A 25,001-nucleotide genomic window follows, 5' to 3' on the forward strand; every position below is an offset into this window, starting at 1 on the left:
CGGAACAAGAGAAGATATAAACGATAGCCGAAATGGCAGCAAAAAGGTACACCATGTGGATTTTGTTGTATGGATTCTTCTTTGTTCTAGGTTTGATTCTGGCCTCTGTTGCAGCGCAGCAATATCAGAAGACCCAAAAATTGCTTGAAGAAGGCATTAGGACAACGGCTGTGGTCACTTCGCTTTTGACCAACAGTGATAGCGATGGCAATACGTATACCCCAGTTTTTGAGTTCAAGGACCGATCCAACACCACCCAAACCTATAAAAGCCCAATTAGCTCCAGTCCGCCGGCGTATCGTGTGGGAGATAAAGTGAAAATAGTCTATGACCGTAGTGATAGCACCAATGTAAAAACGGTTAATTTCTGGGGGCTCTATCGAGTCAGCGTCATCCTTTTCATGATTGCGTCGCCCCTGTTGGTCATAGGAGGCAGCTATTTGCTTTACACCTACAGATAAGTTTCCGCTCAGTTATTGGTTATCTTTAACCCCAATGAAAAACCTAGTAGTACCAGAAGGAAAGAAAGTCTATTTTGCCAGTGACAATCACTTGGGAGCACCCACCAACGAAGACAGTATGCCCAGGGAAAAAAAATTCGTGGATTGGCTGGACTCCATTAAGCAGGATGCGGCAGCCATTTTTCTAATGGGGGACCTCTTTGATTTTTGGTTTGAATATAAGACCGTAGTCCCAAAAGGGTTTACCAGAACACTTGGCAAGCTGGCGGAACTTTCGGATATGGGTATCCAAATCACCTATTTTGTGGGCAATCATGACCTTTGGATGAATGGGTATTTTGAGGAAGAACTAAACATTCCGGTCTACCACAAACCCCAGCAGTTTTTAATCAATAACACTTCTTTTTTTATTGGTCATGGCGACGGCTTGGGTCCTGATGACAAGGGCTTCAAGCGGATGAAAAAAGTCTTTACCAACCCATTTGCCAAATGGTTGTTCAGATGGCTTCATCCAGATTTGGGTGTTCGTTTGGGAAAGCATCTTTCGGTCAACAATAAAATTATCTCAGGGGATGCGGATGCCAAGTTTCTGGGAGAAGACAAAGAATGGTTAGTGCTCTATGCCAAACGCAAGTTAGAACAACAGCATTACGACCATTTCATTTTTGGGCATAGACATCTTCCAATGGAAATCAAGCTCAATGAAAAGTCAACTTATACGAACCTAGGGGATTGGATATCTTATTTTACCTATGCGGTATTTGATGGAGAGAAGCTGTTCTTAACCAAACTTCAGGATTAGTCCTTTTCGTGCTCAGCGATGTCTTTGGACAAATCCAATCGCCTAAAGCTTGGGGAAACAATGGCGGTTGTCCCTGTGGTCAATATGGTCATAACCCCTCCAAAGACCACTGCTGTTACCGTTCCTAAAAGCTTGGCCGCCAACCCACTCTCAAAAGCACCCAATTCATTGGAGGAACCTACAAAAATGGAATTGACCGAAGCGACACGCCCACGCATGTTATCAGGAGTTTTTAATTGTAAAATGGTCTGTCTGATGATCATGGAAACCCCATCCACAGCGCCGCTTAAAAACAAGGCTGCAACAGACAGCCAAAAAGAGGTGGAAACCCCGAAAACGATAATACAGACCCCAAAAGCAAACACAGCCCACAACAATTTGCTCCCAGCGTTTTTGTGCAATGGAAATCTGGTGGACCCCAACATGGTTAGAGCAGCCCCAACAGCTGGTGCGGCCCTCAAAACACCAAATCCTTCTGAGCCCACATGCAAGATATCCTGGGCATAAATGGGAAGAAGGGCCACAGCTCCTCCAAACAATACCGCAATCATGTCCAAGGTGAGAGCACCAAAAATGGCCTTGCTGCTAAAAACAAATTGCAGTCCATCCTTAAGACTTTGTATTACGGGTTCACCAATTTTGGGATTTAGAATGGGTTTTCTGGAAATCCGGAGGAGGAAAATGAGCGCGACCAATGAAAACCCAAAAATCAAACACATGGACCAATGCACCCCAATCCAACCAATACTAAAACCAGCTAAAGCGGGACCCATAACTGAGGCCACCTGCCATGTGGAACTGCTCCAGGTGGCGGCATTTGGGTATATCTTTTTGGGAACAATCAATGCAATCAAGGAAAATACTGTGGGTCCAATAAATGCTCGTACCAGCCCCCCAAGAAACACCAAAAAGTAAATGGTATATAAAATAGTTCGAGAGTCCAATTGGGTTTCCAATTCGGGATCACTTATAAAAAAAAGCCCAAGACTAACTACGGAAAACGCCAAAATGCATTTGATCAACAAGTTCCGTTTTTCCTTTTGATCCACCACGTGACCTGCAAATAGGGCCATGCCAACAGCTGGAATAACTTCCATCAATCCAATGATACCAAGGGAGAGGGGATCCTTGGTCAAAGTATACACCTGCCATTCAATAACGATGAATTGCATGGACCATGCAAAAACCATAGCGAACCGCACCACCAAAAAAATATTGAATTCTTTGAATCGGAGCGCCGCGTAGGGGTCAATGGCGTTTTTGGTCATAGGTTAGGTTGTAATCTCTATTCGGTTGCCTTCAGGATCCAAAGTTACACTTTCATAGTAACCATCACCCGTGGTTCTAGGTTCACCAATTATTGCGTGCCCATCCTTTCTAAGTTCTTCGGTAAGCGCATTTACTTTTTCCTTAGAGCCCACAGATACGGCAAAATGAACCAAGCCCAACCGCTCCAAATCCTGACCCACCAGGTTTGGGATCTCAGGATTGTGCATCAATTCCAAGCGTGCGCCATTGGAAAAGCTTAGAAAATAAGAGGAAAAGTTTTTCTTTGGGTTGGTATATAATTCACCCCGCTGTGCCCCAAAGTACTTTTCGTAGTATGCACAGCTAGATTCCAAATTTGTGACCCATAAGGCCAAATGTTCTATTCTCATCGGAGATCTCGTAACTTCAGTTGTAGGCTTACCTGCCCGTTCCACTCATTTTCTTCCAAAGAAAATACCGCATTAAAAATACTTTTGTTTTTAACCTTGTCCAATCGGTAACCCAAGTTAAATCCTATAGCACCATATGACTTTTCAATACCACTCAGCTGGTTGGCTGACTTAACCTTAAGTTTTAAGTGCTTTTCGTCTTCACCTACCCCTTTGGCATATCCGGTATCCATTAGTTTTTCAGCCATAAAAACAGGCGTCATGTTTCCAGGACCAAAGGGAGCAAATTGTTTTAGGATACGCATTAATCTTGGACTTATTTGATTCAGGTCAATCTGAGCATCTATGGAAAGTTCGGGTTCCAACAGCTTTGGGTTAATGGTTTCCGACACCACTTTTTCTAAATGGGTTTTGAAGTTTTTGTACTGTTCTTCCGAGAGTGTCAACCCTGCGGCATATTTGTGCCCTCCAAATTGTTCCAAATATTCTGAGCATGCTTCCAGGGCATTGTACACATCAAATCCCTTTACGGATCGTGCGGAAGCCGCTAGTTTGTCCCCACTTTTGGTAAAAACCAAGGTGGGTCGGTAGTAGGTTTCAATTAGTCGGGATGCTACAATACCAATGACTCCTTTGTGCCAGCTTTCATGGAATACTACCGTGGTAAATTGATCCTCCTCACCATGGTTTCGAATTTGTTCCAAGGCTTCTTCTGTAATCTTTTTGTCCAGATTTTTCCGATCGGCATTGTACTCCTCTATTTCCGAAGCGAACTGTCTGGCAATATCCAAATCCGTTTCTACCAATAGGTTTACGGCATGTTGCCCGTGTTTCATTCGCCCTGCGGCATTTATTCTAGGGGCAATGATAAAAACCACATCCGTAATGGATAAGGAATTCTTGTTGATGCGCTCAATGATGGCCTTAAAACCTGTTCTTGGATTGTTGTTTATGACCTGAAGTCCAAAGAAAGCCAACACTCTATTTTCCTCGGTAATTGGAACAATATCTGCACCAATGGCAGTGGCCACCAAGTCCAGATAGGGAAGAAGGTCTTCGGTTTTCAATCCTTGTTTGGAGGCCAAAGCTTGAATCAGTTTAAATCCGACCCCGCAGCCACAGAGTTCTTTATAGGGGTATTCGCAATCCTCTCGTTTTGGATCCAGAATTGCTACAGCTTCCGGCAGTCTATCACCAGGTCTATGGTGATCACAAATGATGAAATCAACTCCCTTTTCCTTGGCATATTTGACCTGTTCAATGGCTTTTACCCCACAATCCAAAGCAATAATCAAGGAAATGTCATTGTCCGCTGCAAAATCTATCCCCTTTATCGAGACCCCATAGCCTTCAGAATAACGATCAGGGATATAGGTGGCTACGTTGGGATAATTTTGCAAAAGATAAGATGATACCAAGGCCACCGCGGTGATTCCATCCACATCATAATCGCCATAAACTAATATGTTTTCATTGTTTTCAATGGCAAATTCAATTCGTTCAACTGCTTTGTCCATATCCCGCATAAGAAATGGATTGTGCAAGTGTTCCAATTCAGGGCGGAAAAAGGTTTTGGCCTCTTCATAAGTAGAGATTCCTCTTTGGGCCAGTAAATGTGCCACCAACGGTTCTACCCTTAATTCTTTGGTCAGGTGTTCGATTGTTTCAGGGTCAGGTGTAGGTTTTATGGTCCAGCGCATAAAGGCAAAGTTCAAGTTCAAAAATCAAGTGCAGGTTCAAGGTGTTTTGTTTCGAATAATGGTGGAGGTAATTTTTATCAGCTGTTCGATTTCATCTAAAAGAGTATTCTTAATAGACGTCGAACCATAATTTATTCTTTTCAAGATTTTTAAATTAACCCGTGATTCCTTCAGCTCCTTCAAAACCACCGATGCCTTATGGCAATAATCCTTGTTTGTGTAGGTGCCTTGGACTTCCCCAAAATTCAATGCGGCACTTCCTCCTGAACGAAGTAATTGATTGCCATAATACTGGCCAGTAAAATCCGGAGGCAAATCTTTGCAAAAAAGGGCTATGTTCGCTGCTAGGCTAACAAATCTTTCCTCTAAATCAAATTTCCCATGAACCATAATTCCATAGATTCGATTTTGAGGTTGACTTATGAATTAAATGTAACACAAATTTTTTGAACTTGCGCTTGTGCTTACTTATGATGAAAAACCGTTTTGATATCCAGTTCGGCAAATCTTCTGAACATTTCCATTACTCCACAATACTTTTCAACAGAAAGATCAATGGCCTTTTGAAGCTTTGCTTCTTTTAAGTTGCTCCCATAAAAATGGTATTCGATTACCACTTTGTCGTAGTACTTCGGATGTTCATCCGTAAGATTGGCAATGGTCTCAATTTGGAAATCATCCACCTCCAATTTCATTTTCTTGATCAAGGAGGCCACATCCAATCCAGAGCATCCTGCCAAGGAGGATAACATAAGTGCCTTGGGCCTAAATCCTTCTCCTTTTCCGCCATCATCAGGGCCTGCATCTATTTTAAAAGTGTGTCCCGACGGGTTGTTACTTTCAAAGGCCATTTCGCCCAACCATTTGGTAGTGATATGATTTGTCATGAAGTCAAATTTTTGTTTCTTGTAGCTTTCAAAAATACGATTTAAAACCGCACTTATGGCATTAGTAACCCCCCTTGACCCGAACCACGACGCAGAGACCAAAAAGCTGGCTGAATTCTTTAACGAAACCTTGGGTTTCTGTCCAAACTCGGTTTTGACCATGCAGCACCGACCTGCCATTTCAAAAGCATTTATCAACTTGAACAAAGCGGTAATGGCCAATGAGGGTAGGGTGACCTCAGCCTTAAAACGAATGATTGCCTGGGTGAGCAGCAATGCCACTGGATGCCGTTATTGCCAAGCACATGCAATCCGAGCCGCTGAACGTTATGGGGCAGAACAAGAGCAATTGGACAATATTTGGGAATACCGAACCCACCCTGCTTTTTCGGAAGCAGAACGTGCGGCATTGGATTTTTCCTTGGCAGCCTCCCAGGTGCCCAATACGGTGAATGGGGACATTAAAGCGCGCTTATACGAGCATTGGAATGAAGGGGAAATTGTGGAAATGCTCGGGGTGATTTCGCTGTTTGGATACCTCAACCGTTGGAACGATTCCATGGGAACCTCCATTGAAGATGGTGCCGTTGAAAGCGCGGAGCAATATTTAGGGGGAATTGGATGGGAAAAAGGAAAGCATGATGGGTCTAGATATTAGACGTTAGATTTTAGATATAAGACCGCTTCGCTTTTAGATTCTTATGATCAAGCATAATTATGGCTAAGTTTGGGAGAGGACTGTAACAATCAATGAATTACAATGTCTTTTTTGAAACACTATCCTGTCATGCTATTACGAATTGCTCTTATTCTAATCCTATTTCAGGCCAACCAAATACTCGGTCAGACTTCATTTAAGCAAATAGACCTCAACAATGGAAAGCACAAAGTAGGGTTTCTCCATTATACTACGGCTGATAGCACCAGAACCTATAGTAAAATCTACGATTATAGCAACGCTAAACTAGCCAGACCAATTCCCATAAGTATTTGGTATCCGGCAAATCAAAATGAAGATGAACCCTCCCCGCTAAAGGTTCTGGATTACCTTTCAATTTTAAAGGAAGAAGAGGAATGGGAACACCTTCCAGATGAGCAAATATTGAATTGGTTTTCTTATGCCAACACCCCAGCCAATCAGAAACACCTAAAAGAAAAATCAAGCGCTTACCCCAATGTATCATTTGCCAAGGGCAAATTCCCAGTGGTGGTCTATGCCCCAAGTTTCCAGGCCTCATCTATAGAGAACTTCGCACTTTGCGAATATCTGGCCAGTCATGGTTACATTGTGATAGCAAGCCCCAGCCGTGGAACCGAAAATCGATGGTTTAGCAATAACAACCCTAAGGAAATGGAAACCCAAGCCAGGGATGTGGAGTTTTTAATAAAGGAGATTTCCAAATTCCCGCAGGCCAATATGGACAACATTTCGGTGATGGGATTTAGCTTTGGTGGTCTGGCCAACATCCTTGCGCAAACAAGGAACAAAAACATTAAAGCAGTTGTAAGTCTGGATGGAACGGAAAGGTATCAGTATGCACTGCTAACAAAATCTCCATTCTTCAATGCCAGCAGAATAAATGTCCCATACATCCATATGGCTCAAAAGGACATTCCAGACATCGTACTTAAAGAAGATAATATTGATGCCGAGCTAAATACCATATTCGATTTGTATGACAACATATCCAACAGCAGGGCGTACCGGTTAAAATTTCATAATCTGACCCACTCCTATTTTAGTACGCTTGGGGTGCTTTTTCAGCATAGGGATACAAGGCAAGATAAAAGTGATGCTGAAATTATGCAATCCTATAAATGGGTTTCTGTTTATGCCTTAAACTTTTTAAATGCCTTTTTAAAGAATGACGATGTCGCTTTGGCCTTCATCCAAAACAAACCTTCCGAGAACGGAATTGAAAACGGATTGATGTCCCATAAGTTCAAAGAACCTAAGCCGGAATCCTTCTCCTTTCAGGATTTTAATGATCTAGCGTCAAAGCAGCACTATGAAAACCTGTACGAGCTCTATCAATCCTTGAAGTGGACGCATCCATCCCTGGCACTTGCAGAGGGAAACCTAAATACACTGGGAATGCAGTTGGTTTTTAATCCTGAAACTTCGGGGCAGGGCATAAATGTCTTCTTGCTGGCCGCGAAATTGTATCCCAATTCCGCCAATTTATTTGATAGTTTGGCCGAAGGCTACCTGTTTATAGGGAACAAGGAAAAAGCCATTGAAAGTTTTGAAAAATCGCTGGAATTAAATGCCCAAAACCAAAATGCGGTTGAGCGATTAAAACAGCTCAAGGAATAGCGGTGAATTGGTTGGAAAAAGAGAAACACGGCGAATCTCAATGTTAGACATTAGATTTTAGAGACAAGACCGCTTCGCTTTTAGATATTACTCCCCTGTTGTAGTTTGATGAAATTCATCAGTTTGAGTTTCCCGAACAGGGTTCGGGATGTATCGAAAACAAGAATTTCAACTCAACCGCAGTTCTCGATAAGATTTTTCGTTCCTCAAAATCACTCGAACTGACGTTTTGGGTTAGAATCCAATGCAGGTACTGAAATCTGATCTCAGATTTCTGAAAGCGCTATTTCTTGATTTGTATCAACATTTATTGGCCCAACTTGCCTGAACTTTGTTGGTATCAAAAGACGAACAGTTATGGCAAGCTTGCTTATCACTTCCGAAAACCAGATTCAGCGTTTGAACCATATAATCAATAAGGTAAAAGAGCTTCAAGAATTGGAGACGGCTCAATTGACCTCTCCGCCCCATGCAAAATCATGGAATGTTGTTGAGGTCATTGAACATTTAAACATTGCCTATGGGATTTATATGCCCAAACTGGATGAAGCTTTTTCCAAAATGCCGAGCCTTGATGCTGCCCCAAACGAATTTAAGGCCAGAACATGGCAGAAAATTGTGATTGCAGGGCAACGGCCCAAAAATGGAAAGCGAAAATGGAAAATGAAAACCCTAAAACGTTTTGAGCCTTTGTTGGACAAGGAAACACTGACCCAAGAAAAAATTGATGCTGTTTTTGAAAACTTTTTTACCCGCCATGCCCACCTTAAAGAGGCCATTCTTAAAAGTAGAAACAAGGACGTGAAGGAAGTAAAGATCACCTCGGCCGTTGGGCCTATTGTGAACTTTTATTTGCCAGAATGTTTTGAGTTTTTGCTCTGCCATATGGAACGACATATGGTCCAGATTGATGAGATTTTGGGGTAGCGCAAAACCACAACCTGCGTGCCGGCAGGTAGGTGAATTATAGCCATTGTTGCCAGCTGGTTTTTATTCAATTTTTCTATAATATGTTTTTTTCTGTCCTAAAAACCCAACTTCGGGTTCAAAGGTCAAAGGGTATAATTTTCCACCTTTTAAAATGAAAGCTTTTGTCATCCATTCCGTTATTGCCAAATCTCCGTTTTCCTCACTTTCAGACGCAAAAATTTCAATATAGTTTTTGTCAGTTTTTGGTCTGAAAATAGAGTCAGTTAATTTTAGCATTGGTTCGCTATTTTTCAATTTAATTTGAAAGATATCTTTAATTTCTATTTTCTCGACTTTGGTTTTGGGAATTAAAATCATTCCATTTTCATTTGTTTCAATGTATTTTCCATCGTTAATTGAAATGCACCAATGTAATCGGTCAATATCTACTTTTTCTTTAGGTGAAAGTCTTTGAAGTGAGATTTGAATTTTTGTCGAATCAGGATTTTTATAATTTTCTTCAATAATTTTTGATTCCGATGCAAAAAGAACTTTGTCAGGATTGAGTTTTAACGTGTCTCCAGTTTTCATATAAGTTCCAGTCAGTGTTCCGCTACCTAAAATGTCTTGGTGGTATTTATATTGAAAAGTTCCATCTTTTTTGAATTCATAAACAAAACAGTTTGGTCCAAATTCACAAATGTTATGTTTGAACTTTCCATTAATTTGAGCAATTGAACTCAATGAAATGAACAATGTCAATATGTTCAGTAGTGTTTTTTTCAACTTGCTGGTAACGTTTAAGATATTGCTTGTTTTAACGACTTGTATCCTACGATAAGTGAAGTTACCCCTTTTTGACCTAAAAATCCCACCATTTTATTTTAAGCCGTATCTTTAAAGTGCGAAACGTATTATTGCAGATGCCTATAACTATGGTCGAACTAGATATGGTATAGGTAAATGGATACAAACCCCAGGACTGTGCAAGGCAATACCTTTACACATTCTACAATTCCATTTCCTTTTTGTTTAACTTTTTAATCACCTTATTATGAGAAACGGTGAAGACGATCAGCGGTGTCCCAAATGCAATTCGCCAATGACTTCGAATGATACACGGCACGTATCAAAACTTACCCCCGCACAAGTAGAACTGTTACAGTATGTAGATGCCCTGGATGGGCCCAATAGGGTTAAGGCCCTAAAATGGGTTCACGATGTGGTGGTCTACGACTCCAACGAACCCTTGTACTGTGAGGAAAAAGAGGCGCTGTACCAAGTAAAGGTGCTTTGGCAACTTATTGAAGAGACTTTTAAGAAGTAATGCTGAACTTTCATTGTGGGCTTGCCAAATTTGTGGTAGGCACGAGGTGTCTGGCATCTGATTTCTGACCTCCAATATGGGATATCAGAATGCAGATGTCAGATGAATCACAAACCCTTAGTACTTTTAGGGTAAATATCCCTTGTTTATGGATGAAGCCTCATTTACCCAACTAAAAGCGTTCTTTCCCCAAGTACAATTTACTACTGAAGAGGAGAATCACTTTAGGTCCTTGTGGTCGGTAAAGACGTTTAACCAATACGACCTCATCACCGAAGCGGGGAATATTGAACGCTATTTCTATTTTGTGCTGGAAGGGGTACAAGCGATCTACATTCTTAACGAAAAAGGGGAGAAAGTGGTGCTGGGCTTTTCGTATTCGGGAAGTCCTTCTGGAGCGTTTGATTCGTTCATCAAAAAACAAGCTTCGGATACTTTTTTGGAGGCCTTAAAACCTTCAAAAATGCTGGCGATTTCCTATGAAGATTATCAAAGCTTGTTTGAAGAACACCCTGCTTTTTATGAGTGGGGACATCAGTTTTTTCAAAATATTCTGTTTGGGCGACTTCATAGGGAAGTGGAGCTTTTGACCTTATCCGCAGAGCAACGGTATAAAACCTTTATGCAACGCTGCCCAGATGAGCTTAAGGTAATTCCCCAGAAGTATTTGGCCTCCTACCTCAACATGAAACCAGAGACTTTTAGTCGGTTGCGGTCATGTACTTCCTATTGAAAGTTGGCGTCAGTTCGAGTAAAATTCTTAGTTGCTGAGCGTACGCGTGTCGCTGAAGCTTTAGCGTAAGCATAGGTGAAGTAATAAGAATTTTGTATCGAGAACGAGTTATGATGCGATAAATTCTCGATACAAATTTCACTCATTTCATGAATGAAATTCACTCGAATTGACGTTTTGACTTGTTAATTGCCAGAAGTTAGTTGTTTTGCTATCTGTTCCTGAAACTCAGGAATCACCTCCTTTTCAAACCAAGGGTTCTTGCTCAACCAAAATCGGTTTCTGGGGGAAGGATGCGGCAATACAAAATATTCAGGAGCGTAGTTGCCAAAATTCCGAACCGTTTCCGTCAAGTTTTTTTCCATTCGATTTCCCAAATAATGGCGCTGCGAGTACTGGCCAATCAAAATCGTCAATTTTAAGTTGGGCATCTTATCTAAAAGCTGTTGGTGCCATTGGGGAGCACATTCGGGTCGTGGGGGCAGATCCCCTGATTTTCCTTTTCCAGGATAACAAAAACCCATGGGCATCTGGGCTATTTGGGTTTCATCATAAAAAGTCTCATCCGAAACGCCCATCCATTTTCGGAGTTGTTTGCCACTTGGATCATCCCAGGGAATTCCTGTTGCATGCACTTTTGTTCCTGGCGCATGACCGATAATAAGGATTTTGGCATTGGGGTGTGCAGCAACGATAGGTCTAGGCCCCAAAGGAAGGTAGGCCTTGCAAATTTCACACTTGCGGATTTTAATTAGTAGTTCTTTCATAAGGTTACATTGAATATACCTAAAAAGAGGAATGCCCCAACTAAATGTCAAGGCAATCCTTCATCACACAACCCATCACAAATACTCCCATGTATTTGAATTTCAAGACGGTTTAATTACTCACTTCAGGCTTGTGCAGGCTCACCACAATTAACACGGCAATCCCATTGATCCAATAATAATATCCATCCAACCCTTCAAAGGACAGCACAAAAGGAGCCAAGATAAACACCACGGCAACCAAAAAATCTACCAATAGGTGATACTTATATGGAATTACGCGAAATACGCCCAAATGATGATCTGTCAGCAAGGTCAAGGCTAAGGCCGCAACACCCACCACAACGGAGAGTTGCAGTGCCAAGGGATTGGAGCTTCCCAAGCCCAGCAAAAAGGGTAATACCATCAATGCAATTGCAACCGGATAGTCCAAAAATGCATGTATTCTTTTTGTTACGAACTTCATGATTCTAATTATAGGTTTTACTTAGCTGCTTCCAGTTGGCATCCGCTGCACCCTTTAGCTTGCCATGGTTGTTTTCTGCCAGCCATAGTTGCTTGGCATCCAATTCCACATTGTTCAAAAACAAGTAATATTTGCCATCCTTCACCATAAATTTGTTGGGATCTACTCTAAACTTTGCTCCTGCATAAACTCCAAAGGCACAGTATCCGCCATATTGTGGCATGTACCTTTCTGGATTCTTGTCAAAAGTTTTCTTTTGCTCCTGGGAAGTGAAATAATACGCCACCTTTTTGTATTCGGATTTGTAGGCTTTGTTCCCTATCTGTGCCAATCCCAAATCCAAGTAGGATACCGGGCTGTAGCCCGCAAGTGCAATATTGCTGTTGTCAATGTTGTTCGCTTTTTTGTCCTGTCCAAATGCTATGGAACCCATTGCGAAAGCAAAAATTAGTACTGTTGTTTTAATTGTATTTTTCATCTTTTTGTTTTTAATAATTGTCTTAATTGTTTTTTAATTCTGATTAATCGAGGCAAGCATCGGCATTGCCTATTTAAGGTACCTTTAAGCTTGGGTTTCCAAAACAGTTGGTATCTTCATGATCTACATATGATACAGTTGATGTTATCCATTGCGCTCGCGTAAAAAGAGCACCAAAATCGAACCTTTTCTGGTTTAACAATCGGTCACGGCGTGTAGTGCTGGTGGAATACATCTCAACTTCATTATTGTGCGTTAAAGTATTCTTCCTGAACTACTTCTCCGTTCTCGTTCCAGATACGTCGAATGATTTCGTGCCAGTAAATTTTACTGTCATCTTTCATGTTGAAGTCAAAAGTGAATTCAGAAGCCGATACATTTCCATCCACAATAGTGTGGTGATGTGTAATGCCGTTCACTTGGGCAATTGCTCCTGCAAAGCCCTCCATTTTTTCAACCATTTGTTGTTTGTTGGTGGTTGCAACACCATTGTAATCCGATGTGGTGGCATCCTCAGAAAAGTATTGCTTTACCGCATCTACAATAGCACCTTTGGCAACAACACTGTCCATTTCTGTGGCTAATGATTTAATATCCATTGCTTTTATTTTTAATGATTAAACAAATTTTAGTTTGTAATTACATTGCAAATTTCAGCATGGAATGGTCCTAAAGACCTACAAAAAAGACGCTAAGAATTGTACTTTTTGATTCGGTAATCAGAAGGTGTGGTACCTGTGTATTTTTTAAAGAAGTGCGAAAAGTGGTTGGCTTCCTCAAAGCCCAATGTGAAGGCCACCTCATTTACGGGTGCGTCTTGGGCAAGCATTTTTTTTGAGGTGGAAATCAGCTCGTTTCTTATGAGCTGACCTAGGGAAATATTCATTTTTGCCCTTGTTTTTTTGGAAAGTGCTTTGACCGAAAGGTGCATCTTGTCTGCGTAGAATCCTAGCGATCGTTCCTCTTTGTGGTGGTGTTGCAAAAGATGGGTAAGGTCTTCTATGAAGAGATCTTTTCGGTTAAAATCAAAGTGTTCCCTAAAATCGGAGGGGTTTTGACCAGTGCTTTTTTTGAAAACACGATTAAAGTAAGCTGGATCCTTGAATCCCATATTATAAGAAACCTCCTGAATGCTTTTTTCGGTAAAAGCAATGTCCTTTTTGCTCTCCGTAAGCCATTTGTTGGCCAACATGGTCTTTATGGTGATTCCCAGTTTGTCCTTGACAAGAGCTTGGGCATTGAACCCATTATCTTGAATTAAGGCCACCAAATCCCTATTGGTCAAATGGTTCTGAAATTCTTGGTCCACCACTTCCTTAATGTCAAAAATAACCTGGTATTCATTCTGACTGGCGTTAAAGGGATTTTGCCAATACCACTGCTTTAATGAAACGTCTATGATTCCTTTGGTGTTTTCTGCAAAAACAGTGGTGGATAGATACTTTTGGCATTCATCGCATTCATTAAAGTTGATGTACCCCAAGGAAATGAGGTGCTTGAACAGCACCCTGAACTCTTGGTTTTCAAAAATCTCTTGATTGGGAAATTCTATCGTTCTCACCACAAAGTCCCCAGATAGGAATTTAATGTATTGCCCTTTTTCCAGATAGATGGCCTTGTCTTGCCAATTATTGTAATTTTTAAAGTCCACCTGAATGCTCCCAGAACCTGATAAAATATGGAAGAGGGTATACTGGTTGATGAAGTATACCTTGTTTATTTCAGGAATGAGTTTTTGAACCATGGTTGGGCGGCTGTCCTATTTAGGTCGCAAATGGGGTTGCTAACTAACGATGTTGCACCAATTTCAGCCGTCGCCCGATCAGGACACATTAAGCTCATTTACCAAGGAAATGAACAACTCCCCTGCACTTTTGTGTCTAAGAATTTCCGTTGGTTGTCCTGCCCAAAATGCCATTAAATCCATTTTTCCGCTTTCTGCATACTTTTTACGAAGGGGAGCTAAAAAAGAACTCTGTAGTGGATAGGGAGCACCTTTGGTGTTCACATTATCCGCAACAAAAGGGGATTTAATCACCCTGCCATACCGTCCTGTAAAAACTTTGGTCAATGTGGTTTCATATCCGGTCCTGGAAAACAGCTGATTCTTATGAACGCCACTGGCGCCGGATTCCTCAGTGGCCAAAAACACCGTTCCCAGTTGCACTCCAGAGGCACCTAGGGCAAACATTTTTATGATATCCTTGGATGTGGTGATTCCTCCCGCAGCGATTACAGGGATTTTTACTTTTTCAAGTGTTTTTGGGAGCAAATCTTGGGTTTCCAAAAAGGACTTTGCGTCGGGTTTTAGAAAGGCTGCCCTATGTCCGCCAGCAGCATTTCCTGTGGCCACTACCAAATCTGCCCCTCTTTCTTCAATAAATTGTGCTTCTTCTACCGTTGTTGCGGTACCGATGATTCTGCTTCCCCCTTTTTTGAACTCCTTGATTACATCGCTATCGGGCATTCCAAAAATAAAGCTGGCCACAGGGGGTTTGGTTTGGATTACCGCTTCGATTTGATATTCATAATCAGGTCCGTTTGAGGAGACTGTGTCTGGATCTTCCACATTTTCAGCCTTAAATAAAGGCAAAAACTGTTTTTTTACCGCTGCAAAATCTTCGTTGGTAAAGGTTTTAACGGGGTCGTTTTTTAGGGGCACCCACAAATTCAGGGCATATGGTTTATCCGTTCTTTTTTGGATTTCCTTGCTCACTTCCATTATCTCTTCAGGCTGATAGGCATTCAATCCAAAAGAACCCATACCTCCCAAATTGGAAACGGTTGAGACCAGTTTGGCAGTAGAAAATCTACCGCCAAATGGCCCCTGAATTATGGGATATTCAATGTTTAAAAGTTCCGATACTTTGGTCTTATTCCACATGGGCAAACAATTTGTTTACAATGGACCATTTTCCATCGGTATAATATAGGGATAGAAAATCGTAGTAGTTGTAACCGAGCATGGGTAAATGCGCTTTGACCACTGCCAATCTTCCCATAAGCTCCACGCCCACAATCTCCATTTTAAAATCCTCCTTTAGATCTTTTGGACTTTTCCTTTGCTTCACAGTCTCCAAATACGCATCCAATTCCTTTTCGTAGGGTTGCCCTTTGATATCTCCATAAAGCATGGCGTTTTTACTAAAAACACTTCTCAGAAGTTCTACATCGCCTTGGTAAATACCATTGAAATAATCAGATACGACCGTTTCTATTTCTTTGATACTATTTCCAAACATAACCCCTGGTTTAAATGGCATGTCCAACCGTGTGACCCCCGGCCACATTAATGGTCTCGCCAGTTACAAATTCTGCTTGGGCCAGGTAATAAGCCGTTTCAGCAATTTCATCCGCCTCCCCAATTCGGTTCAACAAATGCAATCCCGCCAAGCTATCTGCATCTTCCACTCCAATTTTACCTTGCAAAGGACTTCTTATGATACCTGGTGAAATTGTGTTGATTTTGATATTGTCCTTCCCATATTCCGCAGCCAACTGCCTTGTAAAGGTGTGAATGGCGCCCTTACTTGAAACCGCCGCACTAGCTGGGAATCCAGAAATGGCATGATCTACCAGTACAGTTCCTATATTGATGATACTGCCACCTTCTTGTTTCAACATTTCTGGTATTACAGCCTGACTGGTAAAGTAAGTCCCTTTAAAGTTGGTGGTCAGGTAGCGATCCAAGTCGCTTTCTTCCACCTCCAAAAATGGTTTGGGGTGAAACACGCCTGCATTGTTCACCAACACATCAACCGAGCCGAAATTTTTCAGGGCAACCCGCACCAATTCCTGTCCTGTTGTTTTTTGGCCTACATCTCCGCTAACGGGAATGGCATTGGAAGGACTGCCTAAATCCTGATAAGCATTTTGCAATCTTTCGGGATTGTTGGCATTCATGATTACATCGCTTCCTTTTTCAATAAATAGCTTCGCAATGGCAAATCCAATGCCCGTGGAAGCTCCTGTTACAATTACTGTTTCCCCTTTCATTTTAGTTGTGCTTTAATAATTTTCCATATTGTTCTCCCCGCACTCCCCAGTTATCAATAGGCACTTCATCAATAACTATATGTGTGGTTTCTGGGTCTTTGTCCAAGACATTGACCAATAGCTCTGTTACTCCTTGAATGAGTTTCCTTTTTTGTGTTGTGGTGACGCCCTCATCGGTCACCTTAATGTTTACGTAAGGCATTTTGTTTATTTTAAAAACAAGGCAAAGTTGGGAACAACAGATTCCGTGTGAAATGAGCTATCTCACAAATTTCAAGTGATGTAGGTCACAAATTGGATGCTTGGGAAGCTTAGTAGAGCCTACTGAGGGTTTCCCTTGAGACGCCTAAATAGGATGCGATCATTTTTTTGGAAACTCGTTGGATGATATTTGGGTATTGTGCAGACATAAGCTCGTACCGTTCTTTAGCCGTATTCTTGAGCAAGGAAAGTACCCTGTTTTGGGAAGCGATATAGCCAAACTTGGTTTTTTTGGCCCAAAACCGTTCCATCTTATGGAATTCCTGGCTAAGTTTCTCCCGGTCGCTTTTGGTGATATAAAGCAGTTCGCAATCTTCCAGGCAGTCGATATAGATTTGGGATGTCACTTCTTTTTCAAAGGCTTGGTAGTCCGTAACCCACCAGTCTTCCAACGCAAACTGAATGATATGTTCCCGTCCGGACTCGTCCAGCACATATGCCCGTAGACATCCTTTGACAACCCAATATTCCTTATTAATTAACTCCCCTTCCTGAATGAGGTACTGATGTTTGCGTTTTTTTATGGGAGTGAAATGATTTAGGACATGGTCAAACTCGGCGTCTTCCAAGGAAATAACTTCCTCAATATGTCTACGTAAAGGATGCATCCTAAAATTTACGAAGATTTCTTTCCGCCCACAACCACAACCAATTCTCCTTTAGGAGGCTTGGCGGTGAAATGCTCCAGCACTTCGGTCAAGGTGCCACGAACTGTTTCCTCGTACATCTTGGTCAGCTCACGGGAAACGGAAGCTGGTCTATCATCACCAAAGTATTCCACAAAATGGGTCAAGGTCTTCACCAATTTATGCGGAGATTCATAGAAAACCATGGTTCTTGATTCTTCCGCCAAGAGTTTTAATCGGGTTTGTCTGCCTTTTTTTACAGACAGAAATCCTTCAAAAACAAATCGGTCGTTGGGCAAACCGCTGTTAACCAAGGCAGGGACAAAGGCTGTAGCCCCAGGTAAACACTCCACCTCAATACCATTTTCAACACAAGCACGGGTCAATAAAAATCCAGGATCGGATATAGCGGGAGTTCCCGCATCCGAAATCAACGCCATTTGGGTGCCGCCTTTCAACTTTTGCACTAAGGATTCCACCTGCTTATGCTCATTGTGCATATGGTGACTTTGAAGAGGTGTGTCAATTTCAAAATGTTTGAGTAGCTTTCCACTGGTTCGGGTGTCCTCGGCCAAAACCACATCAACTTCCTTCAGTACCTTGATGGCCCTGAGGGTGATGTCCTCTAAATTTCCAATAGGGGTAGGAACCAAAAATAATTTTCCCATAGGCCAAAGTTAAGGCCTTACTTGCTTTCCAGTGAAATAAGAGATCAAAACAAAAACAAGGGCCATTCCAGCCCCCCATTGACTGCCATCACTGATCATATAATGCGCAAAGAAGGCAAGAAGTGTGTTAAAGAAGAATCCGGCGTAGGCCCATTCTTTCAGCCATTTGGAAAAGTTACCCCAGATGGCGACCAGGCCCAATAACTTTGCTATGGCCAAGGGATAAATGAGATATGTGGGATAGCCCATGGCCTCAAAAAAGCCTCTAATAGCTTCATGGTTGAAAAAGTAATTGAAGACGGAAAAACACATCAAGGCGGTCAGTAAACCAGTTGATAACCAAAAGGCAATCTTTTTGAATTTCATAGGAGAATCTTTAGGATTGAAGTCTTCCTAAAAATAAAAAAAGTAAATGGAAAAAAGGATTTTATGCAAACCGGCGTTCAATCAAGGCCATAAACCGGGCTTCATAATCTTCTTTGCCCTCCCAGTTGCTGTATTCTGGTTTCACCATATTTTCAATGAAGGCGATGGACCGCTCTTCCGTATTGATGGTATTCAATTGGGAAAGCACCCGCTTGTAATCCTCAATATTATCGTTGAACAAATGTTTTACGAAAGCAAGCTTGTCATTCAGGCCAATTTTCAAATCCCTTACCAGAGTATCGTTTAAAGATTTGGTCCCGCTGACTTCGCTTTCCGGAGCGGATAGGATTTCCTTCTCGTTTTTTACGCTTTCCGGCTTGGCCACAAACTCGGTAAAAACATGTTCCACGGCGGTGTCCGTTGGCATTTCAGAAACCATGTCCTTAATGGTGTCCATTCCAGGAATGATGATGTCTTCCTCATGGGGATTGGTCTCGGGCACTGCTATATTGCCACTTAATACGGCATTGGCCATTTTCTCGAACCGCTTCGCTATCACATTTTTGGATACATCCACCTCAACATCTGCCAATTTTTCATCTATAAATTTCAAGACCGCCAATTTTTCATAAATGTCCTTGGCCTTGTCGTATAGTTCTGTAAGCTCTTTATCTTCTCTTGCTGTTATAATGTCCGTGGACAGTTTGATCAACTCCTCCCTTAATTTCCGTATCATCGCCATTATTCTTTACTATAAATTTAGTTCGATTTTGCTTACAAGCTTACGAACAAAAGGTTAAATTTTGTTCAAAAACCTTGGCATATTTTTTTAGTAGTTTTGTGTTTCTTATAATCAAACGAAAAAACTACCCATTTTCGTTTAAAAGTACGGTATGTTTCTCGAAAATACGGTTAACCCTAAAGAACAGTTCGGATGGATAGAAGTTATCTGTGGCTCCATGTTTTCAGGTAAGACCGAAGAGCTTATCCGACGCTTGAGACGTGCCCAATTTGCCAAGCAAAAAGTAGAGATTTTCAAACCCATGGTTGATACCCGATATAATGAGGACATGGTGGTATCCCATGATTCCAACGAAATAAGATCTACTCCTGTTCCAGCTGCCGCCAACATTAGATTATTGGCAGATGATTGTGATGTAGTAGGGATTGATGAAGCGCAATTCTTTGATGATGAGATAGTTACAGTGTGCAACGATTTGGCCAATAGAGGGGTTCGTGTAGTTGTTGCAGGCTTGGATATGGATTTTAAAGGCAATCCTTTTGGGCCAATGCCCGCCTTAATGGCTACAGCGGAATACGTGACCAAAGTACACGCCGTTTGTACAAGAACAGGGAACTTGGCCAACTATAGTTTTAGAAAAACCAACGATGAAAACCTGGTATTACTTGGGGAGACCGGAGAGTACGAACCTCTAAGCAGGGCTGCTTTTTATAAGGCCATGCTGAAGGAAAAAGTAAGTCAAATGGAGGTTGAGGCCGAAGAAGTGGACGCCAAAAAGAAAACGGCCAATGGGTAGTATTGGTGAGACCACGTTAGAAATAGATCTGGCCGCGCTGGAGAATAATTTCAGGTATTTAAAATCAAAGATTGACCCAGAAACCAAGTTTTTGGCTGTAGTAAAGGCATTTGCATATGGCAGCGACATGCTTGCCATAGCCCAAAAAATGGAAAATTTGGCGGTTGATTATTTGGCAGTGGCCTATACTAGCGAGGGGGTATTCCTTCGGGAGTCTGGTATAAAGTGCCCCATTTTGGTACTGCACCCGCAACCAGCCAACTTTGAAGAACTCATTCAACATAATCTGGAGCCAAGCATTTATTCTCCAAACCTTTTAAAACAGTTCCTTCAGTTTATGGAAGAACAGGGGAAATTAGAATATCCCATCCATCTTAAATTCAATACAGGGCTTAATCGATTGGGATTTTGGGAGAATGATGTGGACTTTATAATGGAGCAGCTTAAGAATCGAAATGAAATAAAGGCGGTCTCTGTGTTTTCGCATTTGGCCGCCTCGGAGGATCCCCAGGAAAAAGAGTTTAGCCAAAGGCAAATACGATCATTTCAAAAAATTAGCGAGCACCTTAATGGCAAACTGAGATATACCCCTTTTAGACATATGCTCAACACTTCGGGAATCATTAACTATCCAGAAGCCCAGTTTGAGATGGTTAGAAGTGGTATTGGTCTTTATGGATATGGAAATGAAGAGAAAGTGGATCAAAACCTGAAGCCTGTTGCGAGTTTAAAGACTGTTATTTCCCAAATACATAGGATTGAGCCCAACGAAAGTGTTGGATACAACCGGGCATTTACATCCGAAGGGTTTAGAACAACAGCCACCCTACCCTTAGGCCATGCCGATGGTATTGGCAGGCACTACGGAAATGGTAATGCCCATGTGATGGTCAAGGGCAAAGAAGCACCCATCATTGGCAATGTGTGCATGGACATGATTATGGTAGACATTTCGGGAATCGATTGCAAGGAAGGAGATGAGGTGTTGGTTTTCGGCCCCAACCGTTCCGCAGAAGCATTCGCTTCCTCTGCCCAAACCATTTCCTATGAAATACTGACGGCCATTTCCCCAAGGGTTAAACGGGTGATAATCAACTCCTAGATCTTGACACTCTAAATTGGCAGAAACCCTCTTTTTTGGTTACATTGTAGCTCAATTAACCTCTTAAACTATAAAATTATGTTGAAAGAATTCAAGGATTTCGCAATGAAAGGAAACCTGGTGGACATCGCCGTAGGTTTCGTTATGGGTGCCGCATTTAACAAGGTAGTGGCCTCTTTTACGGGCGGAATTGTATCACCATTGATCGGCTTGCTGTTCAATGCAGACTTTAAGGAAGTAAAGTATATTATAAAAGAAGGTACCATGAACGACGCAGGGGAAAAAGTAGGGGAAGTGGCAATCCTTTGGGGAGAATTCGTTACCCATGTAATCGACTTTATCATCGTTGCCTTTGTGATGTTCATGATTGTAAAGGGAGTCAATAAGATGAAGAAGAAAGAAGAACCAGCTCCAGAGGCGCCAAAAGGACCAACTACAGAAGAATTGCTGGTTGAGATTCGGGATGCCTTAAAAAAATAGAGGAAACGATTTCCCAATTGGGAAGCCGCTACACCACAATTGTAATCTAAAAGCCGTCAAGTTGTGTCGCTAACAGCTTGGCGGTTGTTTTATTTGTAACATTTTGTTATTTATTGCTTAATACTTGCCCAAATACTTGCCCAAATGCTTGTTTAGAACCTATTCTGTTCTAAATTTGTTCCCTCAAAATAAGATAAAATGAAAGTAGCGGTTGTTGGAGCCACTGGAATGGTAGGCGAAGTAATGTTGAATGTATTGGCGGAGCGCAATTTCCCAATAACGGAATTGTTGTTGGTGGCCTCAGAACGTTCAGTTGGGAAGAAACTATCTTATAATGGTGAAGAACATACGGTGATAGGCCTTGCAGATGCGGTAGCAGCGCAACCAGAGATTGCCATTTTCTCCGCTGGTGGGGACACTTCATTGGAATGGGCTCCGAAATTTGCTGAAGTGGGCACCACTGTTATTGACAATTCATCGGCATGGCGAATGGATCCGGGCAAGAAATTGGTGGTTCCTGAAATCAACGCCGACCAATTGACCTCAGAGGATAAAATTATAGCAAATCCAAATTGCTCCACCATTCAGATGGTGTTGGCGTTAGATCCCTTGCACAAAAAATACCAGATGAAAAGGGTGGTAGTTTCTACTTATCAATCCGTTTCTGGAACTGGAGTGAAGGCGGTTCAACAATTGGAGAATGAAATTGCCGGGGTGGAAGGTGAAATGGCTTATCCGTATCCTATTGGTAAAAATGCATTGCCCCACTGCGATGTGTTCTTGGAAAATGGATATACCAAGGAAGAGATGAAATTGGCCCGTGAGCCACAAAAGATCCTTGATGATCGTACTTTTTCTGTTTCTGCAACCGCTGTGAGAATTCCGACGGCTGGCGGTCATTCCGAATCTGTAAATGTGGAATTTCTTAATGATTTTGACTTGACAGAAGTAAGACAGCTTCTAAGCAAAACCCCTGGGATTACTGTACAAGATAATCCGGAGACCAACACCTATCCTATGCCCATCTATGCCCATGGGAAGGACGATGTATTTGTCGGCAGAATCCGCAGGGATGAGACTCAACGAAACACCTTGAATATGTGGATTGTGGCCGATAACCTAAGAAAAGGGGCTGCTACCAATGCCGTTCAGATTGCGGAATACTTAGTGGCAAACAATTTGGTGGTCAATACTTCTGAAGCTGTGTCCTAAATTCCAGGCGTTTTAATTTACCGTTAAGGGAAATGCATATTTGCGTATTTTTATCGGCATCAATCAGATAAAAATGAAAAAATTCAGTCTATTAACTGCTGTAATCGCAATGACGGCCTGTCAAAACACACACCAGAGAGAACCCATAATCGTGACGTATCCTACCACTAAAAAAGTGGACACAGTTGACACCTATTTTGGGACAGAAGTCCAAGATTCTTATCGTTGGCTTGAAGACGATCGAAGTTCAGAAACAGAAGCTTGGGTCAAGGAACAAAATGCCGCAACTTTTGGTTATTTGGATCAGATTCCTTTTCGGGAAGATCTAAAAAACCGCTTGGAAAAGCTATGGAACTACGAAAAACTAGGTTCTCCCTTTAAGGAGGGTGATTATACGTACTTCTACAAAAACAATGGTCTCCAAAACCAATATGTGGTGTACCGAAAAAAAGAGGGAGGGGAAGAAGAGGTTTTTTTAGACCCCAATAAATTTTCTGAAGACGGAACTACCTCTTTAATGTCCTTAAATTTTACCAAAGACGGTTCCAAAGCCGCCTATTTGATCTCCGAAGGTGGAAGCGATTGGCGAAAAGGAATTGTGATTGACACTGAGAGTCGGGAGAGAGTTGAAGATACGCTAGTAGATATCAAATTCAGTGGGATTTCCTGGAAGGGGAACGAAGGATTTTTTTATTCCAGCTATGACAAACCTGATGGAAGTGAGTTATCCGCCAAAACCGACCAACATAAATTGTACTATCATAAACTGGGCACCCCCCAATCCGAGGATCCGGTTATATTTGGCGGCATTCCAGAAGAAAAACATCGCTATGTGGGAGGCAGCGTTTCAGAGGATGGCAAATATCTGTTTATTTCTGCGGCAACATCCACCTCAGGAAATAAGCTGTTTATGAAAGACCTTTCCTCGCTGGACAATCCATTGGTCACTATTTTAGACGATACGGATTCTGACACTTATGTCATTGATACCGATGGTTCCAAACTCTATATGGTGACTAACCGAAATGCTCCAAACAAAAAGATTGTTGTTGCAGATGCGGCCAATCCAGGGTCGGAACACTGGCAAGATGTAATCCCAGAAACGGAACATGTATTGACCTCTGGTACTGGAGGAGGTTACTTTTTTGCAGAGTATATGGTCGATGCCATATCCAAAGTAATGCAATACGATTATGGCGGAAACTTGGTGCGGGAGGTGAAGCTTCCCGGAGTTGGTAGCGCAAATGGTTTTGGAGGCAAAAAAGAGGATCAAGAGTTCTACTTCTCCTTTACCAACTACAACACCCCAAGCTCCTCCTATAAATACGATGTGGAAACGGGTGTTTACGAGCAGTATTGGAATCCCGATATTGATTTTAATCCAGAGGATTATGAATCCACCCAGGTCTTTTACAACTCCAAGGATGGTACCAAAGTACCCATGATCATTACCCATAAGAAAGGCTTGGAACTCAATGGCAAAAACCCCACCATCCTATATGGTTACGGTGGATTTAATATTAGCCTTACACCTTCCTTCAGCATAACTAATGCCATTTGGATGGAACAAGGTGGAATTTATGCGGTTCCCAACTTAAGAGGTGGGGGAGAATATGGTAAAAAATGGCATATCGCCGGGACCAAACAGCAAAAGCAAAATGTATTTGATGACTTTATTGCCGCTGCCGAATACCTGATTGAACATCAATATACTTCCAAGGAGTATTTGGCCATCAGGGGTGGTTCCAACGGAGGACTTTTAGTAGGAGCAACCATGACCCAACGCCCAGATTTAATGCAAGTAGCCTTACCAGCGGTAGGGGTTTTGGATATGTTACGGTATCATACATTTACAGCAGGTGCCGGATGGGCCTACGATTATGGTACTTCCGAAGAAAGCGAGGAGATGTTCAAGTATTTAAAAAACTATTCTCCGGTGCATAATGTAAAGGAGGGGACGGCTTACCCTGCCACCTTGGTCACCACAGGGGATCATGATGATCGGGTGGTACCGGCACACAGTTTTAAGTTTGCTGCGGTGCTTCAAGAGCATCAAGCTGGGGATAATCCTACCTTGATCAGGATTGAAACCAATGCCGGACATGGCGCGGGTACTCCGGTAAGCAAGACTATTGAACAATACGCTGATATTTTTGGGTTTACCCTGTTCAATATGGGCTTTGACAAGCTTCCCAATCAGGCGGTATTGAAAGAATTTAAGGATTAACCATACAGTAATCTCTTTAA

General features: G+C 42.0%; 31 protein-coding genes. 12 read left to right on the forward strand and 19 right to left on the reverse strand.

Features of this window, described 5'->3' with window-relative positions; translation table 11 throughout:
• The first annotated feature begins 32 nt into the window (after nucleotides 1-32).
• Together FGG15_RS13330 and FGG15_RS13335 are read left to right on the forward strand one after the other, a co-directional pair.
• Nucleotides 33-461 (forward strand): DUF3592 domain-containing protein, encoded by a 429-nt coding sequence (locus tag FGG15_RS13330; RefSeq protein WP_138837027.1) that lies wholly within the window; start codon nucleotides 33-35, stop codon nucleotides 459-461.
• Between the two features lie 34 nt (nucleotides 462-495).
• The gene (locus tag FGG15_RS13335) at nucleotides 496-1,263 is read left to right on the forward strand and encodes a UDP-2,3-diacylglucosamine diphosphatase (RefSeq protein ID WP_138837029.1); all 768 of its coding nucleotides are present in this window, start codon (nucleotides 496-498) and stop codon (nucleotides 1,261-1,263) included.
• Here the strand turns inward: FGG15_RS13335 and FGG15_RS13340 are convergent.
• The 5 genes from FGG15_RS13340 to FGG15_RS13360 form a co-directional block, all read right to left on the reverse strand.
• Nucleotides 1,260-2,531: an MFS transporter gene (locus FGG15_RS13340; RefSeq protein WP_138837031.1), complete on the reverse strand. Its 1,272-nt coding sequence runs from the start codon at nucleotides 2,529-2,531 to the stop codon at nucleotides 1,260-1,262. The genes FGG15_RS13335 and FGG15_RS13340 overlap by 4 nt on opposite strands.
• A 3-nt stretch (nucleotides 2,532-2,534) precedes the next feature.
• A complete protein-coding gene (locus FGG15_RS13345) occupies nucleotides 2,535-2,921 on the reverse strand; it encodes a VOC family protein (protein ID WP_138837033.1) in 387 nt (128 codons plus the stop codon).
• Nucleotides 2,918-4,621, reverse strand: a complete 1,704-nt coding sequence (gene recJ / locus FGG15_RS13350) for a single-stranded-DNA-specific exonuclease RecJ (protein WP_138837035.1) — start codon at nucleotides 4,619-4,621, stop codon at nucleotides 2,918-2,920. The genes FGG15_RS13345 and recJ overlap by 4 nt, the downstream gene beginning before the upstream one ends.
• A gap of 36 nt (nucleotides 4,622-4,657) precedes the next feature.
• Nucleotides 4,658-5,011, reverse strand: coding sequence for a four helix bundle protein (locus tag FGG15_RS13355; RefSeq protein ID WP_138837037.1), 354 nt, complete (start codon nucleotides 5,009-5,011; stop codon nucleotides 4,658-4,660).
• Nucleotides 5,012-5,085: 74 nt separating this feature from the next.
• Entirely contained in the window at nucleotides 5,086-5,508 is a 423-nt protein-coding gene (locus tag FGG15_RS13360) for an OsmC family protein (RefSeq protein ID WP_138837039.1), read from the reverse strand.
• Between the two features lie 55 nt (nucleotides 5,509-5,563).
• On the opposite strand from FGG15_RS13360, the gene FGG15_RS13365 reads away from it, so the two are divergent.
• The 3 genes from FGG15_RS13365 (at nucleotide 5,564) to FGG15_RS13375 (ending at nucleotide 8,752) form a co-directional block, all read left to right on the forward strand.
• On the forward strand, nucleotides 5,564-6,166 hold the full coding sequence (locus FGG15_RS13365; RefSeq protein ID WP_138837041.1) for a carboxymuconolactone decarboxylase family protein: 603 nt from the start codon (nucleotides 5,564-5,566) through the stop codon (nucleotides 6,164-6,166).
• Between the two features lie 129 nt (nucleotides 6,167-6,295).
• Complete coding sequence (locus FGG15_RS13370; RefSeq protein WP_138837043.1) at nucleotides 6,296-7,825, forward strand: dienelactone hydrolase family protein; 1,530 nt, start codon at nucleotides 6,296-6,298, stop codon at nucleotides 7,823-7,825.
• 357 nt (nucleotides 7,826-8,182) lie between these two features.
• Nucleotides 8,183-8,752, forward strand: coding sequence for a DinB family protein (locus FGG15_RS13375; protein WP_138837044.1), 570 nt, complete (start codon nucleotides 8,183-8,185; stop codon nucleotides 8,750-8,752).
• A gap of 63 nt (nucleotides 8,753-8,815) precedes the next feature.
• Here FGG15_RS13375 and FGG15_RS13380 read toward each other — a convergent pair whose 3' ends face one another.
• Nucleotides 8,816-9,520 (reverse strand): hypothetical protein, encoded by a 705-nt coding sequence (locus FGG15_RS13380; protein ID WP_138837046.1) that lies wholly within the window; start codon nucleotides 9,518-9,520, stop codon nucleotides 8,816-8,818.
• Nucleotides 9,521-9,788: 268 nt separating this feature from the next.
• On the opposite strand from FGG15_RS13380, the gene FGG15_RS13385 reads away from it, so the two are divergent.
• On the forward strand, nucleotides 9,789-10,061 hold the full coding sequence (locus tag FGG15_RS13385; protein ID WP_138837048.1) for a hypothetical protein: 273 nt from the start codon (nucleotides 9,789-9,791) through the stop codon (nucleotides 10,059-10,061).
• A gap of 148 nt (nucleotides 10,062-10,209) precedes the next feature.
• Nucleotides 10,210-10,794 (forward strand): Crp/Fnr family transcriptional regulator, encoded by a 585-nt coding sequence (locus tag FGG15_RS13390; RefSeq protein WP_138837050.1) that lies wholly within the window; start codon nucleotides 10,210-10,212, stop codon nucleotides 10,792-10,794.
• 185 nt (nucleotides 10,795-10,979) lie between these two features.
• Here FGG15_RS13390 and FGG15_RS13395 read toward each other — a convergent pair whose 3' ends face one another.
• From FGG15_RS13395 to FGG15_RS13455, 13 genes are all read right to left on the reverse strand, one after another.
• Nucleotides 10,980-11,561, reverse strand: coding sequence for a uracil-DNA glycosylase family protein (locus tag FGG15_RS13395; protein ID WP_138837052.1), 582 nt, complete (start codon nucleotides 11,559-11,561; stop codon nucleotides 10,980-10,982).
• 112 nt (nucleotides 11,562-11,673) lie between these two features.
• The gene (locus FGG15_RS13400; protein ID WP_138837054.1) at nucleotides 11,674-12,027 is read right to left on the reverse strand and encodes an SPW repeat domain-containing protein; all 354 of its coding nucleotides are present in this window, start codon (nucleotides 12,025-12,027) and stop codon (nucleotides 11,674-11,676) included.
• A gap of 4 nt (nucleotides 12,028-12,031) precedes the next feature.
• Entirely contained in the window at nucleotides 12,032-12,505 is a 474-nt protein-coding gene (locus FGG15_RS13405; protein ID WP_138837055.1) for a YHS domain-containing (seleno)protein, read from the reverse strand.
• 245 nt (nucleotides 12,506-12,750) lie between these two features.
• Nucleotides 12,751-13,104: a hypothetical protein gene (locus FGG15_RS13410; RefSeq protein WP_138837057.1), complete on the reverse strand. Its 354-nt coding sequence runs from the start codon at nucleotides 13,102-13,104 to the stop codon at nucleotides 12,751-12,753.
• A 92-nt stretch (nucleotides 13,105-13,196) separates the two neighbouring features.
• On the reverse strand, nucleotides 13,197-14,249 hold the full coding sequence (locus tag FGG15_RS13415) for a helix-turn-helix transcriptional regulator (protein ID WP_138837059.1): 1,053 nt from the start codon (nucleotides 14,247-14,249) through the stop codon (nucleotides 13,197-13,199).
• Between the two features lie 78 nt (nucleotides 14,250-14,327).
• Nucleotides 14,328-15,389: an NAD(P)H-dependent flavin oxidoreductase gene (locus FGG15_RS13420; protein ID WP_138837061.1), complete on the reverse strand. Its 1,062-nt coding sequence runs from the start codon at nucleotides 15,387-15,389 to the stop codon at nucleotides 14,328-14,330.
• The gene (locus FGG15_RS13425; RefSeq protein WP_138837063.1) at nucleotides 15,379-15,747 is read right to left on the reverse strand and encodes a nuclear transport factor 2 family protein; all 369 of its coding nucleotides are present in this window, start codon (nucleotides 15,745-15,747) and stop codon (nucleotides 15,379-15,381) included. The genes FGG15_RS13420 and FGG15_RS13425 overlap by 11 nt, the downstream gene beginning before the upstream one ends.
• Before the next feature lie 10 nt (nucleotides 15,748-15,757).
• Nucleotides 15,758-16,501, reverse strand: coding sequence for an SDR family NAD(P)-dependent oxidoreductase (locus FGG15_RS13430; protein WP_138837065.1), 744 nt, complete (start codon nucleotides 16,499-16,501; stop codon nucleotides 15,758-15,760).
• A 1-nt stretch (nucleotide 16,502) separates the two neighbouring features.
• Entirely contained in the window at nucleotides 16,503-16,703 is a 201-nt protein-coding gene (locus FGG15_RS13435; RefSeq protein ID WP_138837067.1) for a tautomerase family protein, read from the reverse strand.
• A 109-nt stretch (nucleotides 16,704-16,812) separates the two neighbouring features.
• Nucleotides 16,813-17,370 (reverse strand): Crp/Fnr family transcriptional regulator, encoded by a 558-nt coding sequence (locus FGG15_RS13440; protein ID WP_138837069.1) that lies wholly within the window; start codon nucleotides 17,368-17,370, stop codon nucleotides 16,813-16,815.
• Nucleotides 17,371-17,378: 8 nt separating this feature from the next.
• A complete protein-coding gene (rsmI, locus tag FGG15_RS13445) occupies nucleotides 17,379-18,056 on the reverse strand; it encodes a 16S rRNA (cytidine(1402)-2'-O)-methyltransferase (protein WP_138837071.1) in 678 nt (225 codons plus the stop codon).
• Between the two features lie 9 nt (nucleotides 18,057-18,065).
• The gene (locus FGG15_RS13450; protein ID WP_138837073.1) at nucleotides 18,066-18,422 is read right to left on the reverse strand and encodes a DoxX family protein; all 357 of its coding nucleotides are present in this window, start codon (nucleotides 18,420-18,422) and stop codon (nucleotides 18,066-18,068) included.
• A 61-nt stretch (nucleotides 18,423-18,483) separates the two neighbouring features.
• Nucleotides 18,484-19,158: a hypothetical protein gene (locus FGG15_RS13455; protein WP_138837075.1), complete on the reverse strand. Its 675-nt coding sequence runs from the start codon at nucleotides 19,156-19,158 to the stop codon at nucleotides 18,484-18,486.
• 157 nt (nucleotides 19,159-19,315) lie between these two features.
• Between FGG15_RS13455 and FGG15_RS13460 the strand changes: the two genes are divergently transcribed.
• The 5 genes from FGG15_RS13460 (at nucleotide 19,316) to FGG15_RS13480 (ending at nucleotide 24,981) form a co-directional block, all read left to right on the forward strand.
• Nucleotides 19,316-19,960, forward strand: a complete 645-nt coding sequence (locus FGG15_RS13460) for a thymidine kinase (protein ID WP_138837077.1) — start codon at nucleotides 19,316-19,318, stop codon at nucleotides 19,958-19,960.
• Nucleotides 19,953-21,062, forward strand: a complete 1,110-nt coding sequence (gene alr / locus FGG15_RS13465) for an alanine racemase (protein ID WP_138837080.1) — start codon at nucleotides 19,953-19,955, stop codon at nucleotides 21,060-21,062. The genes FGG15_RS13460 and alr overlap by 8 nt, the downstream gene beginning before the upstream one ends.
• Before the next feature lie 78 nt (nucleotides 21,063-21,140).
• Nucleotides 21,141-21,542 (forward strand): large conductance mechanosensitive channel protein MscL, encoded by a 402-nt coding sequence (gene mscL / locus FGG15_RS13470; protein ID WP_138837082.1) that lies wholly within the window; start codon nucleotides 21,141-21,143, stop codon nucleotides 21,540-21,542.
• 198 nt (nucleotides 21,543-21,740) lie between these two features.
• The gene (locus FGG15_RS13475; protein ID WP_138837085.1) at nucleotides 21,741-22,754 is read left to right on the forward strand and encodes an aspartate-semialdehyde dehydrogenase; all 1,014 of its coding nucleotides are present in this window, start codon (nucleotides 21,741-21,743) and stop codon (nucleotides 22,752-22,754) included.
• Nucleotides 22,755-22,827: 73 nt separating this feature from the next.
• On the forward strand, nucleotides 22,828-24,981 hold the full coding sequence (locus FGG15_RS13480; protein WP_138837087.1) for a prolyl oligopeptidase family serine peptidase: 2,154 nt from the start codon (nucleotides 22,828-22,830) through the stop codon (nucleotides 24,979-24,981).
• Nucleotides 24,982-25,001 lie beyond the last annotated feature (20 nt).

Origin of the sequence: Flagellimonas algicola (genome assembly GCF_005937185.1) — a bacterium.
Lineage (GTDB): Bacteria > Bacteroidota > Bacteroidia > Flavobacteriales > Flavobacteriaceae > Flagellimonas > Flagellimonas algicola.

Bases quoted from the DNA above. Each gene is read 5' to 3' on its own strand.
- FGG15_RS13330 (WP_138837027.1), top strand. From the start codon at position 33: ATGGCAGCAAAAAGGTACACCATGTGGATTTTGTTGTATGGATTCTTC.
- FGG15_RS13335 (WP_138837029.1), top strand. From the start codon at position 496: ATGAAAAACCTAGTAGTACCAGAAGGAAAGAAAGTCTATTTTGCCAGT.
- FGG15_RS13340 (WP_138837031.1), bottom strand. From the start codon at position 2,531: ATGACCAAAAACGCCATTGACCCCTACGCGGCGCTCCGATTCAAAGAA.
- FGG15_RS13345 (WP_138837033.1), bottom strand. From the start codon at position 2,921: ATGAGAATAGAACATTTGGCCTTATGGGTCACAAATTTGGAATCTAGC.
- recJ (WP_138837035.1), bottom strand. From the start codon at position 4,621: ATGCGCTGGACCATAAAACCTACACCTGACCCTGAAACAATCGAACAC.
- FGG15_RS13355 (WP_138837037.1), bottom strand. From the start codon at position 5,011: ATGGTTCATGGGAAATTTGATTTAGAGGAAAGATTTGTTAGCCTAGCA.
- FGG15_RS13360 (WP_138837039.1), bottom strand. From the start codon at position 5,508: ATGACAAATCATATCACTACCAAATGGTTGGGCGAAATGGCCTTTGAA.
- FGG15_RS13365 (WP_138837041.1), top strand. From the start codon at position 5,564: ATGGCATTAGTAACCCCCCTTGACCCGAACCACGACGCAGAGACCAAA.
- FGG15_RS13370 (WP_138837043.1), top strand. From the start codon at position 6,296: ATGCTATTACGAATTGCTCTTATTCTAATCCTATTTCAGGCCAACCAA.
- FGG15_RS13375 (WP_138837044.1), top strand. From the start codon at position 8,183: ATGGCAAGCTTGCTTATCACTTCCGAAAACCAGATTCAGCGTTTGAAC.
- FGG15_RS13385 (WP_138837048.1), top strand. From the start codon at position 9,789: ATGAGAAACGGTGAAGACGATCAGCGGTGTCCCAAATGCAATTCGCCA.
- FGG15_RS13390 (WP_138837050.1), top strand. From the start codon at position 10,210: ATGGATGAAGCCTCATTTACCCAACTAAAAGCGTTCTTTCCCCAAGTA.
- FGG15_RS13395 (WP_138837052.1), bottom strand. From the start codon at position 11,561: ATGAAAGAACTACTAATTAAAATCCGCAAGTGTGAAATTTGCAAGGCC.
- FGG15_RS13400 (WP_138837054.1), bottom strand. From the start codon at position 12,027: ATGAAGTTCGTAACAAAAAGAATACATGCATTTTTGGACTATCCGGTT.
- FGG15_RS13405 (WP_138837055.1), bottom strand. From the start codon at position 12,505: ATGAAAAATACAATTAAAACAACAGTACTAATTTTTGCTTTCGCAATG.
- FGG15_RS13410 (WP_138837057.1), bottom strand. From the start codon at position 13,104: ATGGATATTAAATCATTAGCCACAGAAATGGACAGTGTTGTTGCCAAA.
- FGG15_RS13415 (WP_138837059.1), bottom strand. From the start codon at position 14,249: ATGGTTCAAAAACTCATTCCTGAAATAAACAAGGTATACTTCATCAAC.
- FGG15_RS13420 (WP_138837061.1), bottom strand. From the start codon at position 15,389: ATGTGGAATAAGACCAAAGTATCGGAACTTTTAAACATTGAATATCCC.
- FGG15_RS13425 (WP_138837063.1), bottom strand. From the start codon at position 15,747: ATGTTTGGAAATAGTATCAAAGAAATAGAAACGGTCGTATCTGATTAT.
- FGG15_RS13430 (WP_138837065.1), bottom strand. From the start codon at position 16,501: ATGAAAGGGGAAACAGTAATTGTAACAGGAGCTTCCACGGGCATTGGA.
- FGG15_RS13435 (WP_138837067.1), bottom strand. From the start codon at position 16,703: ATGCCTTACGTAAACATTAAGGTGACCGATGAGGGCGTCACCACAACA.
- FGG15_RS13440 (WP_138837069.1), bottom strand. From the start codon at position 17,370: ATGCATCCTTTACGTAGACATATTGAGGAAGTTATTTCCTTGGAAGAC.
- rsmI (WP_138837071.1), bottom strand. From the start codon at position 18,056: ATGGGAAAATTATTTTTGGTTCCTACCCCTATTGGAAATTTAGAGGAC.
- FGG15_RS13450 (WP_138837073.1), bottom strand. From the start codon at position 18,422: ATGAAATTCAAAAAGATTGCCTTTTGGTTATCAACTGGTTTACTGACC.
- FGG15_RS13455 (WP_138837075.1), bottom strand. From the start codon at position 19,158: ATGATACGGAAATTAAGGGAGGAGTTGATCAAACTGTCCACGGACATT.
- FGG15_RS13460 (WP_138837077.1), top strand. From the start codon at position 19,316: ATGTTTCTCGAAAATACGGTTAACCCTAAAGAACAGTTCGGATGGATA.
- alr (WP_138837080.1), top strand. From the start codon at position 19,953: ATGGGTAGTATTGGTGAGACCACGTTAGAAATAGATCTGGCCGCGCTG.
- mscL (WP_138837082.1), top strand. From the start codon at position 21,141: ATGTTGAAAGAATTCAAGGATTTCGCAATGAAAGGAAACCTGGTGGAC.
- FGG15_RS13475 (WP_138837085.1), top strand. From the start codon at position 21,741: ATGAAAGTAGCGGTTGTTGGAGCCACTGGAATGGTAGGCGAAGTAATG.
- FGG15_RS13480 (WP_138837087.1), top strand. From the start codon at position 22,828: ATGAAAAAATTCAGTCTATTAACTGCTGTAATCGCAATGACGGCCTGT.